This window comes from Vibrio profundi, assembly GCF_043642225.1.
GTDB classification, from domain to species: Bacteria; Pseudomonadota; Gammaproteobacteria; order Enterobacterales; family Vibrionaceae; genus Vibrio; species Vibrio profundi_A.
The window spans coordinates 154,296-172,242 of sequence record NZ_JBHZSF010000002.1 but is presented as its reverse complement, the minus strand read 5'-3'; the positions used below and the strand labels follow the sequence as shown (position 1 = coordinate 172,242).

Here is a 17,947-nt window from a genome sequence, read left to right as displayed (position 1 = left end):
AAATACAAAAACGCCAGCATATTGCTGGCGTTTTTTTGTTTTCACTGATTAACTTTTCTTCGAGTTTAAAATCTTCTGAATACGTGGGTTTAAGGCTTGCCCATGTTTTTCTTCGTACTCTTCTCGTTTAAGGTCGTTTAGATTCTTAACAGAATGTTGAGCAAGTAAGTGTTGTGGCAGTTCAGTGTGTAACATGCCTTTTTCGTCTAACCTTCTTGCTTCTAAATAGTACTTCTTAAACAAGCCGTCGAGCTTATTTTCAGCGACCAGTTTCAAATCATACAACTTGTTTTGTACTAGCCACTTTTCAATGTTGTTGGAAGGCGTACGAGACAATACGCGAATGCGGCTATCTAACAGTTCTTCCGCGGTCAGAGCATCTTTTAAGATCCACAGTTCCCCCATTTGAGGCGGCCAGCTATTACCTAGTTGTATGCGCTCATGACAGTGCATTAATACTCGGTTTAAACCGTCAGAATCTATCGTGTTCGCAAATTCTATAAATTTACCGCTAGGCTCACTGCCGTACTGGTATTCCCATTGTGTTTCATAAACACTTAGGAATGACCCAAAGACGTGGATACACCAGTCTGAAAGCTCAGCGTCTTCTGCGGCTTGATCAACAACAGGCAGAGGAGAAGGAGACGGTTCTTTCTGAACGGCAACTTCTTGCTTGGCTGGCTCAGAAGGTAGGTTTTTTGCCTTTTTGGATGAGCTGCTGCCTGAAGCGTTCAGATGGGCTAAGCTTTTGTCTATACCCATTTCCTTGAGCTTGTCCTGCATTTCCTGAATATTGAGAGGTTTTCTGCTGTTGTCTTTCATTTTGTTTCTCGTTAATTAACCAGTACTGCAATTTGGATTCAATACGGGAAATAGGCATCAATTCATTCGCTTTAGCTTTGTACCATAAGACGAATTTTTTCCACACTAAATTGTGCTCGCCAGCAAGTCCTGAAAACTTGAATGCACGTTCTGCCCAGTTTGGAATCACTTCTTCATCTAGCTCGTGAGTTGAAATGGTATTTCCACTCATTGGTTGATGGCTTTGTGCTCTCACTGGTGCAGTAGACGTTTGCATTGGTGCGGGCGCTGGCTTAAATGTTGGTGCAGGTGCAGGTGCAGGTGCAGGTGCAGGTGCAGGTGAGTAAACTGGAATACTGTTGATAGGTTGGCTTTGCGTTTGCTCAGCTTCTATCGTCATTTTGAATATGTGGATTTCTTGTTTCCCACGGTGCTCAACTTTTACTTTTTCCAAGAAGCCGTTATCGACTAAAGACTTTAAACAATCGGCAAGTCCATAAATAGAAAGTGCAGTTAATGAGGCGCCAGTATTTAAGTTCAATGAAGTGAAACCTTCATCATCGGCATTATCGGCTAGCATCAGCAGAACCAACTTTTCTGCAGGGCTACTCGTATTAATCTTCCATGTCAGGTAGGTAAATTTAGCGCTCAATGTGATGCTCTTGAAAATGTACTACTAATAAATCTATTGTATGCCACCCCTTAGTGAATTTATAGCAACTTAGCTGAAAACGGTACCAGTAAGACAATTATTGACCATATAGCGAGAGCTTACGTGACCTAAGGTAGAGTCAAGACTACATTGAATTTGGTGGGATGTGCTAAATCGCTTAGTCAGAGGCGAGAAAGAGCGAAATCTTATCCACACATGGTTTGGGTGTATAGTGGTTGGTGTTGTTATTGTGTAACTGAATGATTTATAAAGGCAGAATACAATGATGCCAAGAGAATTGGTATGAGTGCGAAGGAGAGTCTATGCCAACAAGTGTTGAGTTTACAATGATGCCAGAGAACGGGACATCGTTTACGAAAACAGAGTGGGAACTCAAGAAAGAAGAAATAAAGAAGCGAAAGCCTGCAGTCTTATCGCATATCGATAAATCCATTCATATGTCTCAGGGCTTTCGTTTAGTCAATAATAAAACGTATCACCAAGCTTTAAGTGAACTGAAAGCCAGCTTACAAAGCCAATCTTATCGAAAGACGGAAGAAGGCAAAGTCGCAGAGTTGATGTACGCAATCCTTACCGATGATAATGCATTTAAAACTTATGTTAGCGATGAGCTAAAAGAGGGAATGGTTACTCAAACCGACGGAACAAGCAAAATTAGTGCGAAAGGGGCGAGTTTTAAAGCCAAGAGCCAACTCGCGAATGCCCAGCTCAAACGTAAACAATTGTTCATGATGTATCGAGAGATCATTCAGGCTCAGGAAGAGTTGAAGGAATTCTCTAAACACGTTGTTTCTATGTTCAATGGTAAATTATCAGTGCCACCAGGGGCTTATGGTGGAATTAAAAGTTTCAATGGAGCATTAGATAAAATTACCAACCGTAATCCGCTCGATGACGTGGGTGATCTGAAAGATTGCGCACGAATGACCATTGAATTTGATAACGTGAGAGCCATGTCTGCTGCAAAGGTATTTATCTCGCGAACTCAAGAGTTTAGAGATCTTGAGCACTACCAATCGGCATTGAAAGATCGCTATGGCTTTGGCTCTAAGCTTTCAGGGTTAGACAAATTTAATACTAAGGCTCAAAAGTCAGGATACAAAGACATCAAATTCTTTTTGAAAATGAAGAATGGCATTATTGGTGAGCTTCAGCTAAATACGTCGGGCATGTTGGTGGCGAAAGAAAAAGAACACGTAATTTACGATATTCTACGTGATGCGAAATCTGGCTCTGATTCTTTCACCATCAAGAATAAAGATGTCATCGATAAAGTGAAACACCATATGGATGAAAGTTGGTTTAAGTTTATCGAAACTCGTGTACCAAGCGTGAAATCGGCATTAGCGGTTGTTAGAACGATGGTACAGAGACTGAGCGGCACTGGGGTTAGTTCGCTTAGCGTAAGCAAAAATGAAAGTGAGTCACTTAAAACGATCAGTTTAGCTTTGTACGCTCAAGGCGAAAACGGCAAAGCGCTGCTTTAATCCGACTACAACTTTCTTATTAAATATGTCCCGCGAACATTTGAAGTGTTCGCGGGATTTTTATTTCCATTTATATCTTCATGCTCCTACCGAGCGGGCTTCAACGCTAACGACTCACTGTTAAATCTTGTCATGCAAAAGTTTAGATTTAGTCGCGGCTGATTAATTACACATTCATCAGGTGAATTTAATTTATAAAACCTCTTGATATGATCGATATTTGAGCTATTATGACGATACGTCAAAAATGACGAAGTGTCACAAAATGGTTAAGTACATGAGTTTTTAATTCGTGTTATTATATTGAGTAGGAGTGCAGTTAGGATACGGACTAAATAATTATGTTTGGCTTTGGTTGTAAAGGTGAGAAACAAGGTATCTTTGGTTGTAAGTCGGGGCTGTCTAAAAAGCAGCAGTCGATAGCCGACCGAGAAGTAGAATTAGTGATGTTGGCGAAAGACATAGTTCGAGAACAAGGGTTCGGGAACTTAACTATGGATAAGCTAACTGCGGCTAGCTCATACTCAAAAGGTACTATTTATAATCACTTTTGTAGTAAAGAAGATGTAGTTTTAGCTTTATGTATTCATTCTCTTAAAACAGAAGCGTTGTTGTTTGAACGCTCTGGTGCATTTGAGGGAAACACTCGGGAAAAAGTGATGGCGTTGCATGTTGCTTATCGGATCTATGCTCGAATGGAACCGGTGTTATCAACATGTGCAATCATGGCTAAGAGCCCATGGGTACTAGAGAAAGCATCTAGTTCTCGTGTGACAGAGCTGAATCAATTGGAAGAGTTAGTGATTAGCCAAGCAGATGCCTTGGTTAACCGAGCGGTAGAGGTCGGTGATCTCAAGTTCTCTTCTGGTGTAGGCTCAGATGCGATTGTTTTCGCTAACTGGTCTATTGCATTTGGTTCGAATGCCTTGTCTCAGAATGCGTCAAACAGCCACTGTATTAAACGCATTCAAGATCCTTACTCAGTGTTACACAACGCAAACATGATTTTAGATGGCCTGAACTGGCAACCCCTCTCAACAGATTGGGATTATCGAAAGACATGGCGTCGTGTTGAACAAGAACTTTTTAGTGAAGAAGTCGCTTACTTAGAATCCGTAGGCCGATAGCTTTACTGATAGCCCACTTAGGTGGGTTTATATTTAACCATTTATGACGATTCGTCACTAATCGTATTTTTATCAATGTAACCTTTGGTATAGATTGGATTTTTGACCGCGAATTGTGTTTTAAGTCAGTGCGAGCTGACTTTTTATGACACATATATGACGAATCGTCACAAATGGAGACTGTGATGGAAAACGAAAATCACAACGCCACAGCAAACCCCAATACTGAGCCTGGGTGGCAATCCCTTCCGACTAAACGTTCATTTATCGTTTTATTAGTCGTTTTTTCAATCATTATTTTGTCCGCGTTAGGCGCAAAAAATTTGTACTTTAGAGGAGATTACAACATCTTCTTTGAAGGAACGAACAAGCAATTAATGGCGTTTGATGAAATTCAAACGACATTTGCGAAAACCGATAACCTCGCCATTGTCATCGCCCCGAGCGATGGGAACGTTTTTACCCCTAAAACGCTGACTCTTATTCAAGATCTAACGCTTGATGCGTGGCAAGTTCCGTATTCTAGCCGCGTCGATTCTTTAGCAAATTATCAGCATACCGAAGCCGTTGAAGATGACTTACTCGTAGAAGACCTACTCTACGAAGAATACGCTCACACCCCGGAAAGAATAGCGAAAGTGAAGCAAATCGCGCTTAACGAACCGTTATTGAAAAACTCGCTAATCTCAGCCTCTGGTGATGTCACGGTGGTGAACATTACGGTGCAGCTTCCTGAAGTGGATAAGACTCGAGAAGTTCAAGAAGTGATCGTCGCAATCAATTCGATGATCGACAAGTACCAAGCTGAATACCCTGACATGACGTTCCACAAAGCGGGCATCGTAGCGATGAATAATGCTTTCATGACGTCGGCTCAGGAAGACAGTTCTACGCTTGTCCCGCTCATGCTACTCGTGGTTCTAGTGTTCTTAACCTTCATGCTGCGCTCGTTCTTTAGTGTGGTGGCGACGCTGGTGGTGATCATTTCTTCAATCGTCGTGACGATGGGGCTTTCTGGCTGGGCTGGTATGTTCTTAAGCACCGCGACTGTGAATGTGCCAACGCTTGTGTTGACGCTCGCGGTTGCCGACTGTGTGCATGTCATCGTCACCATGCGACAAGCGATGCAACGTGGAATGGGCAAAGCTCAAGCGATTCAATACAGCATCAAGCTGAACGCGCTTCCAATCCTGATTACTTCAGTCACCACGGCTATCGGTTTCTTGATGATGAACATGTCCGATTCTCCAGTATTACGAGACTTCGGAAACTTGTCTGCGCTCGGCGTCATGATCGCGTGTTTCTTGTCTGTCACCATGTTGCCTGCCTTGCTTAAACTGCTGCCGGTGAAAACCCTAAAAGCAGATAACAGCGCAGACAAAAAAGTCACGTTCATGGACAAACTGGGCGACTTTGTGGTCACCAACCGTAAGGCTCTGTTACCGATATCTACATTGGTGATCATTGTCGCGGCGGCGTTAATCCCATTAAACAAAGTCAACGATGATTCTGTTAAGTATTTCGACCAGAGCAGTGAGTTCAGACAAGCCGCTGACTTTATGGAAGAAACCATAAGTGGCATGACGAGCATCAGCATTGCTGTGAAAACTGACGAATCGCAAGGCATCGCGGATCCGGTGTTTTTGCAAGCGATTGGTGACTTTACAGAGTGGCTGCGTGTTCAACCTGAAACCGATCATGTGGCAACTTTGTCAGATGTTTACATGCGTTTGAATAAAAATATGCATGGCGATGACCAGGCGTACTACCAACTGCCATTAGATCGTGAATTGGCGGCTCAATACCTGCTGCTTTATGAAATGTCTCTGCCATATGGTTTGGATTTAAATAACCAAATCAACGTTGATAAATCGTCGATTAAGATGGTGTTAACCGTCGATAACCTTGGCAGCGTGGAGTTGGTGGAGCTTGAAGAGCGTATCTACGCGTGGTTTGCACAGCACGCACCGCAATATCAAGTATTGGCATCTAGCCCATCTCTTATGTTCGCACACATTGGCGAAACCAACATGACCAGCATGCTGTCGACGTTGCCAATTACCTTGGTTCTGATTTCCGCATTGATGATATTCGCACTTCGCTCGGCGCGTCTTGGCATCATCAGTTTAGTGCCGAATATCGCACCGGCAATCATCGGCTTTGGGTTGTGGGCGTTGATTTCAGGCGAAATTAACTTAGGGCTTTCAGTGGTGGTGACGCTGACACTCGGCATCGTGGTCGACGACGCAGTTCACTTCTTGAGCAAATACCAACGCGCACGACTTGAAGGTAAATCAGCGGAAGAATCCGTTCGCTATGCGTTTCATACCGTAGGTCGAGCACTGTGGATCACCACTGTGGTACTTGTGGCTGGCTTCTCTGTTCTGGCTATGTCGAGCTTCAGACTGAATTCAGACATGGGGCAGTTAAGCGCAATCGTAATCTTCATCGCACTAGTGGTTGATTTCGTGCTGCTACCAAGCCTATTGATGATTTTCGACAAGAAAACCCATTACACCTCTGAATCCGCGTCAACGAAAGACGACTCGACAAAACCAATTCACGCGGTTTCTGCTACCGCAAAATAAGGAAAGCCTTGGTCTGCTCAATAGGGCAGGCCAAGTACAGGAGTTAATTATGCTTAATACAAAACAATCCATTTTCTCACCTCTTATGGCTGCAGGTTTAGCGCTGAGTCTATTGTCGAACTTTGCTTTGGCGGATGAAGCGAAAGGGCTACAAATCGCGGAGCAACGTAAAAAGCTTGATTTAGGTTGGGGCGATTCGGTTGCCACAATGGAAATGCTACTTCGCAACAAACAAGGCGAAAGCAGTACGCGCCTTATGCGATTGAAATCTTTAGAGGTGGATAACGATGGTGACAAAGGGCTGACCATCTTTGATGAGCCACGCGACGTTAAAGGCACTGCATTCCTAAACCATTCGCACATCACTAAATCAGATGACCAGTGGTTGTACTTACCAGCATTGAAGCGCGTAAAACGTATCTCTTCACGTAACAAGTCAGGGCCATTTATGGGCAGTGAATTTGCTTATGAAGATCTAAGCTCGTTTGAACTAGAAAAGTACACCTTTAACTACATTGAGGATGCCAACTTAGAAGGCGTAGACACCTTTGTTTTAGAGCAAGTGCCGACCGACAAGAACTCCGGTTACACCATGCAAAAAGTATGGCTAGACCAAGAGCACTACCGCCCAATGAAAGTGGAATTCTATGACCGCAAAGGCGCACTACTTAAAACCCTGTCGTTCCAAGACTACAAACAATACCTAAACCAATACTGGCGTGCACACACCATGGCAATGCAAAACCACCAAACAGGGAAAAGCACGGTGTTAACGACGACAGATTTAGCGTTCCAAACTGGATTGAAAGACAAAGATTTCCAGAAGAATACGCTTAAGCGCGCGAAGTAGGATCAAAGTATGAAGAAAGTTGCGTTAACTGGCGCCCAGTTGTCACTCACCGTGGCCGCCACCTTAGGGTTAGCCCAAGTGTCTTTGTCTTGTCATGCTGTAGAGCTGGCTGGTCAGGTGAATTTGGAGCATCGACAATTCACCAGTACTGGTTTGCAGGGGCAGGACAGAGGGCAAACATCCGCTGTCCTGCAACCTGAATTCTATTGGGAGCAAGAAGAAGGCAATGGCAGCTTTACCTTTACGCCATTTTATCGACTCGATAGTGAAGATGACGAACGTAGCCACGGCGATATCCGAGAAGCACTTTATCTGACTTACTGGGACGACTACGAACTCAGAGCTGGTGTTGGCAAAGTATTTTGGGGAGTCACCGAATCAGCCCATTTAGTGGATGTGGTGAACCAAATTGATTCGGTTGAATCTGTTGATGGTGAAGCTAAGCTCGGCCAACCAATGGTGCAGTTCACCTCCGTTAAAGAGTGGGGCACGGTTGATGCGATGTTATTGCCATATTTTCGAGAGCGGACGTTCGCAGGGGAAGACGGCAGGCTAAGGCCAACAGTACCAGTTTCTGATGATGCTATTTACGAATCGTCAAAAGAAGAAAACCATGTGGATGTCGCGTTTCGATATAGCCAAATGTACGGTGATTGGGACGTTGGCCTGAGCTATTTAGCCGGTACGAATCGAGATCCCTACTATCGAGTTGAAGGTCAAGAACTGAAGCCATATTACGCGCAAATGCAGCATGTTGGCCTTGATATACAAGGTATTGTTGGCGATTGGCTACTCAAGTTAGAAAGCGTGTACCGTGACAGTTATGATCACCACACTGGGCTAGCCACCGGTTTTGAATACACCTGGGTTGGGGCGCTCGAATCCTTTTGGGATATTGGATTCATTGCTGAATACCTGTATGACAGCCGCGGAAACAACGCTCAGAACGTTGGTCAAAACGATGTGTTTGTTGGAACACGATTTGCGCTCAACGATGAAGATGGCACCGAAGTGTTAGCGGGCATTACTCAGGACCTAGACAACAGTGACGTGTACAGCGCAAAGTTGGAAGCGTCGAGCCGTATCAACAACAATATGAAATGGCGCTTGAACGGATGGATCTTTGAAAATGAAACGCCTGAAGATCTGTTGTATTTCGCGAGAAAGGATGACTTCATCGAGTTAGCGTTAGAATATTATTTCTGATGTTATTTTTGTGGAGTATTCGTGTTGAGGAATACTCCACCATTAGACTAATTGCCTAATTTAGACGATCAAGATCAGCTTTTTGTACACAGAAAGAGTAGGGATTTACTTACCCCATGTAGGATATTAATGGTTTTATAAGTTGCTATAACTTTCATCTATGTCTTTAACTTAAATAAGACGGTGTGAGTGCTAAGGGATCTATGAGTTCATTTACATGGGACAAAAATTTTGAGACTGGAATTTCGGATGTTGACGAGCAGCATCAATACCTAGTCGGTTTCATCAATCAGTACGGCAAGTTGCTATCTGAAAATACCATCTCAATTGAAGATATTCGGTTGGCACTGTTTGAGCTGACGCGTTATGCCGAGTTTCATTTCAAAGAAGAAGAATCTTTGATGAGGGAGCGTCGTGTTTACGAAACTCACATCGAAGAACACATCAAAGTGCACCGCATGTTCATGCAAGACATCTACAGCATGCAAGCTTTCATATCACAAGAAGATCAGTCTTCCGCGAAACAGCTTCTCGATTTTCTTATTCATTGGCTGGCTTACCATATTTTGGGAATTGACCAAAACATGGCTCGACAAGTCGCTGCGATTGAGAAAGGTGAAAGCCCTAAAGCGGCATTTGAACGCGAAGAAAAAGCGCAAGATACGTCTACCTTACCGTTACTTTCGGCGTTAAAAGGCCTATTTGAACAGGTATCTGAGCGCAACAAACAGCTATTGCGTTTTAATCAACTCCTTGAAGACAAAGTCGAAGAACGAACGGCTGAGCTACGCAAAGCCAACAAGCAGTTAGAAGACTTATCGTTAACCGATGCACTTACCAAACTTCCGAATCGACGTTGTGCGTTGAAGCGTTTGGCTGGTCATTGGCAAGACGCAAAACAAACCGATTCATCGTTAGTGTGCATCATGATTGATGCCGACCATTTTAAACGAATCAACGATACCTGTGGGCATGATGCTGGGGACTTAGTGCTACAGACACTTGCACGGGAATTGAAAAACGCGTTTCGTAGTGACGACATCGTATGCCGTTTAGGGGGCGACGAGTTTTTAGTCATTTGCCCAGACACTGACTTAAAAGGTGGCATGTACGCGGCAGAAATGACGCGCCAAAAAGTAAGCGAATTGAAAATCGAAACTGGCAACCAAGTATGGATTGGTAGCATCAGTATGGGCGTGGCCGAAATTACCCCTAAATTCGCCTCGTTTAACGAGCTGATCAAAGCCGCAGATGAGTCGGTCTATTTAGCGAAAGATTCGGGAAAAAACTGCGTTCGAGCCATTCAACTGTAATCCTCTCCAAAAATCACAAGCTTTTCGCGTCATTTTAGCCAATACGCTCCAGTATCTTGTTAAATTTGACGCGTTTTTAGTCAATAACTTCTTCTTTTGGTAATTCAATTTGGCATTAGTTGCCCGTTTGATTACTATGTGTAGCTATCTAAAAAAACTAATCATCCGATACGGACACTACCAACTGGTAGATGAGGAAATGATGCAACATCTAGAAGAGATCATTGCTAATGCAACGACTGCTATTGATACAGCAGATTCGTTAGTCGCACTTGATGAAGTGCGAGTTCAGTATTTAGGTAAGAAGGGTGAACTAACTCTTCAACTACAAAGCCTAGGTAAACTTCCACCTGAAGAGCGTCGCACTGCTGGTCAAGAGATCAACAAAGCGAAAGGTGCTGTTCAACAAGCGATCGCAGCTCGCAAAGACGCACTACAACGTGCAGAGCTTGAAGCGAAACTAGCTGAAGAAACTATCGATGTGAGCCTACCAGGTCGTCGCATTGAGAACGGTGGTCTTCACCCAGTTACACGCACTGTTGAGCGTATCGAACAGTTCTTTGGTGAGCTTGGTTTTAACACTGAGTCTGGCCCTGAGATCGAAGATGCATTCCACAACTTTGATGCACTAAACATCGCAGACGATCACCCAGCTCGTACTGATCACGATACTTTCTTCTTCAACCCTGATCTAATGCTACGTACGCACACTTCTGGTGTTCAAATCCGTACGATGGAAAACGGTAAACCGCCATTCCGCTTTATTGCTCCGGGTCGTGTTTACCGTAACGACTACGATCAAACTCACACGCCAATGTTCCACCAGGTGGAAGGTATGTTAGTTGATGAGAACGTAAACTTCGCACAACTTAAAGGCATTCTTAACGATTTCCTTTGTAACTTCTTTGAAGAAGAAGTTGAAGTGCGTTTCCGTCCTTCATTCTTCCCGTTCACAGAGCCTTCAGCTGAAGTTGACGTGAAACGTAAAGATGGCAAATGGCTAGAAGTTCTAGGCTGTGGCATGGTTCACCCTAACGTACTTCGCTCTGTTGGCATCGACCCTGAGAAATACTCTGGTTTTGCATTCGGTATGGGTGTAGAGCGTCTAACGATGCTTCGTTACGGCGTAAATGACCTTCGTGCGTTCTTCGAGAACGACCTTCGTTTCCTTAAACAATTCAAGTAATCCGGGGCAGTCGAAACTATGAAATTCAGTGAATCTTGGCTACGCGAGTGGGTTAAACCTGCAATTAACAGCGAAGAGCTAGCTCACCAAATCACTATGGCTGGTTTGGAAGTTGACGATGTAGAACCTGTTGCTGGTGAATTCACCGGCGTTAAAGTAGGTAAAGTGGTTGAGTGCGGTCAGCACCCAGACGCAGACAAACTACAAGTAACTAAAATTGATATCGGCGAAGAAGAGCTGTTAGACATCGTTTGTGGTGCATCTAACTGTCGTCTTGGCCTAACTGTAGCAGTAGCAACAGTTGGCGCAGTACTGCCTGGTAACTTCAAAATCAAGAAAGCAAAACTACGTGGCGTTCCATCGCACGGCATGCTTTGTTCTTTCTCTGAGCTAGGTATCGACGTAGAGTCTGACGGCATCCTTGAGCTGCCTGAAGGCACAACGCTAGGTATGGACGTACGTGAGCTTCTTGAGCTTAACGACGTAACTATCGACGTAGACCTAACAGCAAACCGCGCAGACTGCTTCAGCATCCGTGGCCTTGCTCGTGAAGTTGGCGTACTAAACCGCGCAGACGTTACAGAGCCAACAGTTGACGCTGTTGCAACAAGCATTGAAGACACAGTATCTGTTGAAATCAAAGCAACGGATGCTTGTCCACGTTACCTTGGCCGTGTGGTTAAGAACGTAAACGTAAAAGCGGAATCTCCAATCTGGATGCAAGAAAAACTGCGCCGTTGTGGTATCCGTTCAATCGACCCAGTTGTAGACATCACAAACTACGTGATGTTAGAGCAAGGCCAACCAATGCACGCATTTGATCTAGCTAAGATCGAAGGCGGTATCGTGGTTCGTCTAGCAGAGCAGGGCGAAAAGCTAACACTTCTAGATGGCAACGAAGCTGAACTAAACAGCAACACGCTTGTTATCGCTGACCACAACAAAGCACTAGCAATCGCTGGTATCTTTGGCGGTCAAGATTCAGGTGTTACGACTGAAACAACAGACGTACTTCTTGAAGCGGCATTCTTCGCACCGGATCACATCCGTGGTCGCGCACGTGCTTACGGCCTTCACACAGATTCTTCTCTACGTTTCGAACGTGGTGTTGATTCAACACTTCAAGCAGCAGCAATGGAGCGTGCAACACAGCTTCTAGTTGAAATCTGCGGTGGTGAAGTTGCGCCAGTAAACGGCAGCGAATCTGAAGCTGATCTTCCTAAAGCAAACGTAGTTGCTCTACGTCGCGCTAAACTAGACAGCCTACTAGGTCACGAAATCCCATCTACAGACGTAGTGGAAATTCTTACTCGCCTAGGTTGTGAAGTTGAGACGACTGAAGCTGGGTGGACGGCAACGTCTCCATCTTGGCGTTTTGATATCGCAATCGAGCAAGACCTAATTGAAGAAGTAGGTCGTATCTACGGTTACGATAACATTCCAAACCAAGCGCCTAAAGCGGCACTTAAAATGAATGACCACAAAGAAGCTGACCAACCGCTTAAGCGCGTTCGTGACCTTCTTGTAGACCGTGGCTACCACGAAGCAATCACATACAGCTTCGTAGAACCAGAACAGCAAAAACTTGTTGTACCTGGTGTTGAGCCGCTAATCCTGCCATTCCCAATCTCTGCGGACATGTCAGCAATGCGTCTTGGCCTAATCCAAGGTCTTCTAAACACAGTTGTTCACAACCAGAAGCGTCAACAGTCTCGCGTTCGTCTATTCGAATCAGGCCTACGTTTCATCCCTGAAGCAACTGCTGAAAACGGCATGCGCCAAGAAATGATGCTTGCGGGCGTTATCTCTGGTACTCGTGGCGAAGAGCACTGGGACATTGCAACTAACACTGTAGATTTCTTCGATCTTAAAGGTGACCTAGAAGCCGTTCTTGAGCTTTCTGCAAACGAAATCGCATACAGCTTCAAAGCAGCTAAGCACCCAGCACTTCACCCAGGTCAAACTGCGGCTATCGTAGTAGACGGCAAAGAAGTGGGTATCATTGGTACTGTTCACCCAGAACTAGAGCGTAAGTTTGGTCTTAACGGCCGTACTATCGTATTCGAAATCGAATGGGCAGCTATCAACACTCGCGTGCTTCCAGAAGCAGTAGCCGTATCTAAGTTCCCTGCAAACCGTCGTGATATCGCAGTAGTTGTTGACGAAGCAGTCGCTTCTGGCGACATCGTAGAAGCGTGTATCGCAGCGGGTGGCGAATTCCTAACAGGCGCTAAACTGTTCGACGTATACGTTGGTCAAGGCGTTGAAGAAGGTAAGAAGAGCCTAGCTATCGCACTTAGCCTACAGTCTGTAGAGCGCACACTAGAAGATGCAGACATCGCTGGTTCAGTAGATGCTATCGTAGCTTCAATCTCAGAGAAATTCGGCGCAGCACTTCGCGACTAATCTCTTCTGATAGATAGAAAAACCAAAGGCCTCGCATTGCGAGGCCTTTTTTGTTTTTGGTGCAAAGGAGTAGGGGCTAGCTCATTATTGGGCATTTCTGATATTGTAGAGGTCAACTAACATTGACTACGGTTTTGTAAGTTCAGAATGTTCGGGTTACTTGTACGCCAAGTAGAGCACCTAGGTGGCCAAATAGTCTTGGCCACTAGACTTGCACTAATTAATAACTACCTTTTCAAATTCGGGGAATGTTTCCAATAGATACTTTTCCTCATCACTAGTTACTACTTTGACAACAGTCAAATTCTTTATCGCTCGTGAACATGCTACATAAAACAGCTTCATGCTAGAAGGTGCAAAGGCGCTACAACTTTCTGTTCGATCATAGCAGAACTGAAACTTGTACTGATTCCAAAAATACTCATCAAGGACAACTAAAACGTTTTCAATACCTGATCCTTTCGTCTTATGCATAGTGACATAATCGCATTCTTCATTCTGGTATCTGTAGTAGTTTACTGCCTCCTTAAAGGGGAGCGACTCAGAGAATAATTCTTCGTAAAACCTCTCCTTCTTAAGAGAGAATTCGAGCTCATCGAATGTTTCTTTAGCCATTTCAGGGGCAATTTTTGCAATCTTGGTGAAGGTATTGGTTCCCGATTTGTACGCCTTTTTGAATTGTTGGTATTCGGTGTCAGCTTTCAATTCAGTTAGAAAAGAGTCCTTGCGATCAATATATGCAAGGTAACTGTCTGATTTGCAGATAATATTTTCTTCAAAAGCAATCTCTAGAGTTTTAGCTATGCTTAGATCCTCCGTAGTGAGCATATCAAATGCAGCGACTATCTTTTCTTTCGCCTTCAGATTGTTAAGTACAAACCCCGACTTCTTTAGTTCGGATAGTATGAAGTTGTACCTCTTTTTTGAACCGCCATAAGCTTCACATAATTCTACTATATCAATCACTTGAGTGCTTAAGAGAACCTTTTCTAGCTCATCTTTGACTTCCGTATATCTATCAGCAAACACCTTATACAAAGAAGCAAATCCAACTTTGCCTGCAATCGACTTGTTTGTAAGCATCAGCTTCTTATGAGAGGCTTCTTCACCATCAGCCAAGTCAATTAATTTGTCGACGAAATTAAGGTAGGCATGCTTTTGTTCAGGAGTACTCCTAGAATGAGGTTTGTTACTATCCCAGATTGCATAAAGCAACCTAACCTGACCTTGCCTATCTTTTAGCGTTTCTTTGATGCCATCTTCTTTAAGCTTAAATGCTGGTTCTTGCTTAAGAGCATCCTCTCTCAGAGTATTTACAAAGTTGATCACCTGCTCAGAGCATCGGTAGTTATCTTCCTTTGGTATCTCAACAAGATCACGTGAGTCGATATAAGAACGCACATCCCCAATGCCATCCGAGTATATGCTTTGCATTGCATCACCAAACAGTCCAATTGTGGTCTTTTTATCACTAGGTAGATGTTTTAAGAACACTTCAACTATGTCTTCATGTGTATCTTGGTATTCATCTATAAGAATAAAATCGTACTTATCGCACAAGATCCTTCCTAGCTTTGGGTAGCGCACAAATAGCAAATTTGTAATTTTAAGTAAGCTATCATGACCAAATGACAGGTCCTTGAATCGGTCAAAACGCGAGTCATTATATTTTATGTTTCTGTGATCCTTACCATCAATGATCTCACGAGCTTCAGCATTTAATTTAGCTATTCTTTCATTGAGTGTCTGACTGTATTCATTGGGCGCTTTGTCATAGTCTCTTTTACCAAGCTCTTTGGGTGAAGACTCGCCTTTGATGGTATTTTTTAACTTTGCATACTTCTTATGAGCACTTTTGTAATTTTCATGATTAGCTTTTTTGAGGTCATTACCAGTTAATCCTGAACTCTCTTCAGTTTCAATTTCTGCCTTATCCACTATAAATATCTCATGTATAACTTCGTGGATTGCTTTGGTGTAGTTTTTGATTAGGGCGCCAAGAAACGAATGTATTGTGGATATTTTGTAACCTTCACCTACACGATCGATGATTTCATTGACCGCTAAGTTGGTATGAGTGATACATGCAATTCTATTCTTGGGATAATCTTTGGACAGGAACTGTAGTGTTTGCTTTAGTGTTTCAGTCTTTCCACAACCAGCACCTCCCTGTAAAACAAAGCTCTTTTTTCCGGCAATACACTCTTTAATTTTTTGCTGTGGTGTTACTTTTACTTGGAGATCCACTTCAGCCCCTCCTCGATATATGGCGGGGTATTCCACTTGAGCTGCTCATTTGAGAGTGCCAGATAGAGGATAGATGATGCAAAGCTAGACTTTCCTTTGGTATCAAGCATTTCTGCTACAAATTTGTCGGGATCAGACTTGCATTCATTAAACTTATTTTTGTTTTTGAGTCCATCTATATCACGCAAATTAGTACCTATGAGCTTCATATTGGCACTTACAAATGCTTCCTCAAAGCTTCGTCCTTGATAGCCATCTTGAACATCCTGATAAGCAACTTTAATCAATGATGAAGGTTCATCATGGGTATGGTCTTTTAACTTCTCCATCCATGTAGGGAAGTTTGTCGAATTAAACTTCGGTGATTTAAAGTAATGTCGCAAGGTAGCGTTACTAGTATGTGTACCAACTTTGGCTGGGCAGGCTTGATAAGTTTTTCTTTCCGTTTTACCCACATTTTCTTTAGTTGTATCCAGATCTGTAATGATGAGTGTCTTTATCTCAAGGAAGTCGATAAAGTGTTTGAATGCTTTAGCGTTTGCCCCCACCTCTAGAATTGATATGTTCTGAGAAGTAAGCGCAACATCCCCTTTATCACCTATGCCATCTTTATCAAATTGATTGATGAAGTATGGAAGGAGCATTTTTTCAGACGTTCCTTCGATAAAGATTATCTTTTCTGCAAAGAATAGTTCCGAGGATTCAATTGTTAAGTATTGGTTGAGGAATTTGAAATTTTTCTTTTCTACCTTATCGATATCAGCATTCTTTTCATGAGCATATCTTGCTTGTAACTCAATGTAGAAATTCAGTATCTCTGTATTAGATTTGTCCTTTGAGGAGCGAAAGTAACGAATATCCTTGAAATTACATTTCTTGACGATATGCGCAGAATGAGTGGAGATGAAAGTTTGAAGCCCTTTAATTCCTTTCAGAGTCTTTGTAATTTGATCAATAAAAACATACTGTAATTGTGGATGGGTGTGAGCTTCAGGTTCTTCAATAAATAGAAGGTTTATATCCCGCTCGGCCTTATCAAAATCAGCCTTCTCAATTTCTATGTTTAGAAGAAGGTATAGTATGTTCATATACCCTAGACCATTCTGATGTTCCGGAAGTTCAGAGCCATTATTCCCATAGGTGATCTTAGAATGACTTCCCATAACCTCTTTAGACTGGAGGTCAGATACAACGTTTAGGTCGGTAAGTCCTAGAAAAGACTTGGCGTTCTCAAGGAATGGCTTAAAGAATGTTTTGTAATTATCACTAAGCTGCTCGTCCGCATTAATGATAGATGAATTAATCCCTTCTAGTTCATCATGAGAAACCTTGACTTTGCTATTGTAGAATTGAGTTGTTAGGTGTGAAAGAATTTTTCGTTCTTGAGGCTTTGCATCAGAGCTTGTTACATTTCTATTTGCTTGAATTATTTTTAAGTTGATTAGGTTATTTACATCAGATGAATCTTTTTTGATTAGGTTCGAGCGATGACTTAGCTCAAAATCACTGTAATCATTAAAGATGTAGTAACTGACTTGGATGTATTCAGAAAGGTTTTTTTTAATGAATTCGTCTTTTCTGTTAGTAATTACATCAAGATCTTTCAGTAGTCTTGATTTGTCGATCGTTGCTTCAAAGGAAATTCGTGCTGTGTTGCATTTTGGGTCAAGGTCTACGATGAATTCAGAAAGGTTCTGTAGGTTATCTTCTTCACCATACTCAATATTAAGAGATAGCCTTATTGCAAGTGAATACTCATCAGTATCATGACTGAGCTTAAGGATACTTTCACGCATGCCCAATGGGAAATCATCAAAGTAAAATTTTTTTGATTTCAGAAATTTTTCAAACAGTACAACAAAAGATGTTTTACCAGAGTTATTTTTTCCTATCAGTAGAGATAACTCATTATTTAACTCATCTTCGAGCTCTAATGTAGTATCTTTCAGTAACCTGAAATTCTGTATTCGTATATTACTTATGTGCATCTGTACTCTATATGGAAAGAGAGGCGTTGTAATTCCTGTCTCTCCGAACACTTCAATCGTTAGTATAATTCCTAA

11 protein-coding genes and 1 pseudogene are annotated in these 17,947 nt (G+C 42.9%); 8 read left to right on the top strand and 4 right to left on the bottom strand.

What is annotated here, in order from left to right; translation table 11 throughout:
- Positions 1-48: 48 nt before the first annotated feature.
- Positions 49-762 (bottom strand): hypothetical protein, encoded by a 714-nt coding sequence (locus ACHUFI_RS04290; protein ID WP_394247533.1) that lies wholly within the window; start codon positions 760-762, stop codon positions 49-51.
- Complete coding sequence (locus tag ACHUFI_RS04285; protein WP_394247123.1) at positions 683-1,453, bottom strand: hypothetical protein; 771 nt, start codon at positions 1,451-1,453, stop codon at positions 683-685. The genes ACHUFI_RS04290 and ACHUFI_RS04285 overlap by 80 nt, the downstream gene beginning before the upstream one ends.
- 323 nt (positions 1,454-1,776) lie before the next feature.
- Between ACHUFI_RS04285 and ACHUFI_RS04280 the strand changes: the two genes are divergently transcribed.
- The 8 genes and pseudogenes from ACHUFI_RS04280 to pheT all read left to right on the top strand — a co-directional run bounded on the left by ACHUFI_RS04280 (position 1,777) and on the right by pheT (position 13,637).
- Positions 1,777-2,961 carry a hypothetical protein gene (locus ACHUFI_RS04280; protein WP_394247122.1) on the top strand — a complete coding sequence of 395 codons (1,185 nt, stop codon included), beginning with the start codon at positions 1,777-1,779 and terminating at the stop codon, positions 2,959-2,961.
- A gap of 341 nt (positions 2,962-3,302) precedes the next feature.
- A complete protein-coding gene (locus tag ACHUFI_RS04275) occupies positions 3,303-4,088 on the top strand; it encodes a TetR/AcrR family transcriptional regulator (protein ID WP_394247121.1) in 786 nt (261 codons plus the stop codon).
- 185 nt (positions 4,089-4,273) lie between these two features.
- Complete coding sequence (locus tag ACHUFI_RS04270; protein WP_394247120.1) at positions 4,274-6,676, top strand: efflux RND transporter permease subunit; 2,403 nt, start codon at positions 4,274-4,276, stop codon at positions 6,674-6,676.
- 121 nt (positions 6,677-6,797) lie between these two features.
- Positions 6,798-7,526, top strand: a pseudogene (locus tag ACHUFI_RS04265) (outer membrane lipoprotein-sorting protein); the annotation flags it as partial.
- Between the two features lie 9 nt (positions 7,527-7,535).
- Positions 7,536-8,732: a hypothetical protein gene (locus ACHUFI_RS04260; protein ID WP_394247119.1), complete on the top strand. Its 1,197-nt coding sequence runs from the start codon at positions 7,536-7,538 to the stop codon at positions 8,730-8,732.
- A 203-nt stretch (positions 8,733-8,935) separates the two neighbouring features.
- Positions 8,936-10,045: a GGDEF domain-containing protein gene (locus tag ACHUFI_RS04255; protein ID WP_394247118.1), complete on the top strand. Its 1,110-nt coding sequence runs from the start codon at positions 8,936-8,938 to the stop codon at positions 10,043-10,045.
- Between the two features lie 202 nt (positions 10,046-10,247).
- On the top strand, positions 10,248-11,231 hold the full coding sequence (gene pheS / locus ACHUFI_RS04250) for a phenylalanine--tRNA ligase subunit alpha (RefSeq protein WP_004741591.1): 984 nt from the start codon (positions 10,248-10,250) through the stop codon (positions 11,229-11,231).
- 18 nt (positions 11,232-11,249) lie between these two features.
- Positions 11,250-13,637, top strand: coding sequence for a phenylalanine--tRNA ligase subunit beta (gene pheT, locus ACHUFI_RS04245; RefSeq protein ID WP_394247117.1), 2,388 nt, complete (start codon positions 11,250-11,252; stop codon positions 13,635-13,637).
- A gap of 216 nt (positions 13,638-13,853) precedes the next feature.
- On the opposite strand, the gene ACHUFI_RS04240 is transcribed toward pheT, so the two are convergent.
- On the bottom strand, positions 13,854-15,884 hold the full coding sequence (locus ACHUFI_RS04240; RefSeq protein ID WP_394247116.1) for a UvrD-helicase domain-containing protein: 2,031 nt from the start codon (positions 15,882-15,884) through the stop codon (positions 13,854-13,856).
- Positions 15,869-17,872, bottom strand: a complete 2,004-nt coding sequence (locus tag ACHUFI_RS04235; protein WP_394247115.1) for an ATP-dependent nuclease — start codon at positions 17,870-17,872, stop codon at positions 15,869-15,871. Before ACHUFI_RS04235 ends, ACHUFI_RS04240 begins: the two co-directional genes overlap by 16 nt.
- Between the last annotated feature and the right edge of the window lie 75 nt (positions 17,873-17,947).

Bases quoted from the DNA above. Each gene is read 5' to 3' on its own strand.
- ACHUFI_RS04290 (WP_394247533.1), bottom strand. From the start codon at position 762: ATGGGTATAGACAAAAGCTTAGCCCATCTGAACGCTTCAGGCAGCAGC.
- ACHUFI_RS04280 (WP_394247122.1), top strand. From the start codon at position 1,777: ATGCCAACAAGTGTTGAGTTTACAATGATGCCAGAGAACGGGACATCG.
- ACHUFI_RS04275 (WP_394247121.1), top strand. From the start codon at position 3,303: ATGTTTGGCTTTGGTTGTAAAGGTGAGAAACAAGGTATCTTTGGTTGT.
- ACHUFI_RS04270 (WP_394247120.1), top strand. From the start codon at position 4,274: ATGGAAAACGAAAATCACAACGCCACAGCAAACCCCAATACTGAGCCT.
- ACHUFI_RS04260 (WP_394247119.1), top strand. From the start codon at position 7,536: ATGAAGAAAGTTGCGTTAACTGGCGCCCAGTTGTCACTCACCGTGGCC.
- ACHUFI_RS04255 (WP_394247118.1), top strand. From the start codon at position 8,936: ATGAGTTCATTTACATGGGACAAAAATTTTGAGACTGGAATTTCGGAT.
- pheS (WP_004741591.1), top strand. From the start codon at position 10,248: ATGCAACATCTAGAAGAGATCATTGCTAATGCAACGACTGCTATTGAT.
- pheT (WP_394247117.1), top strand. From the start codon at position 11,250: ATGAAATTCAGTGAATCTTGGCTACGCGAGTGGGTTAAACCTGCAATT.
- ACHUFI_RS04235 (WP_394247115.1), bottom strand. From the start codon at position 17,872: ATGCACATAAGTAATATACGAATACAGAATTTCAGGTTACTGAAAGAT.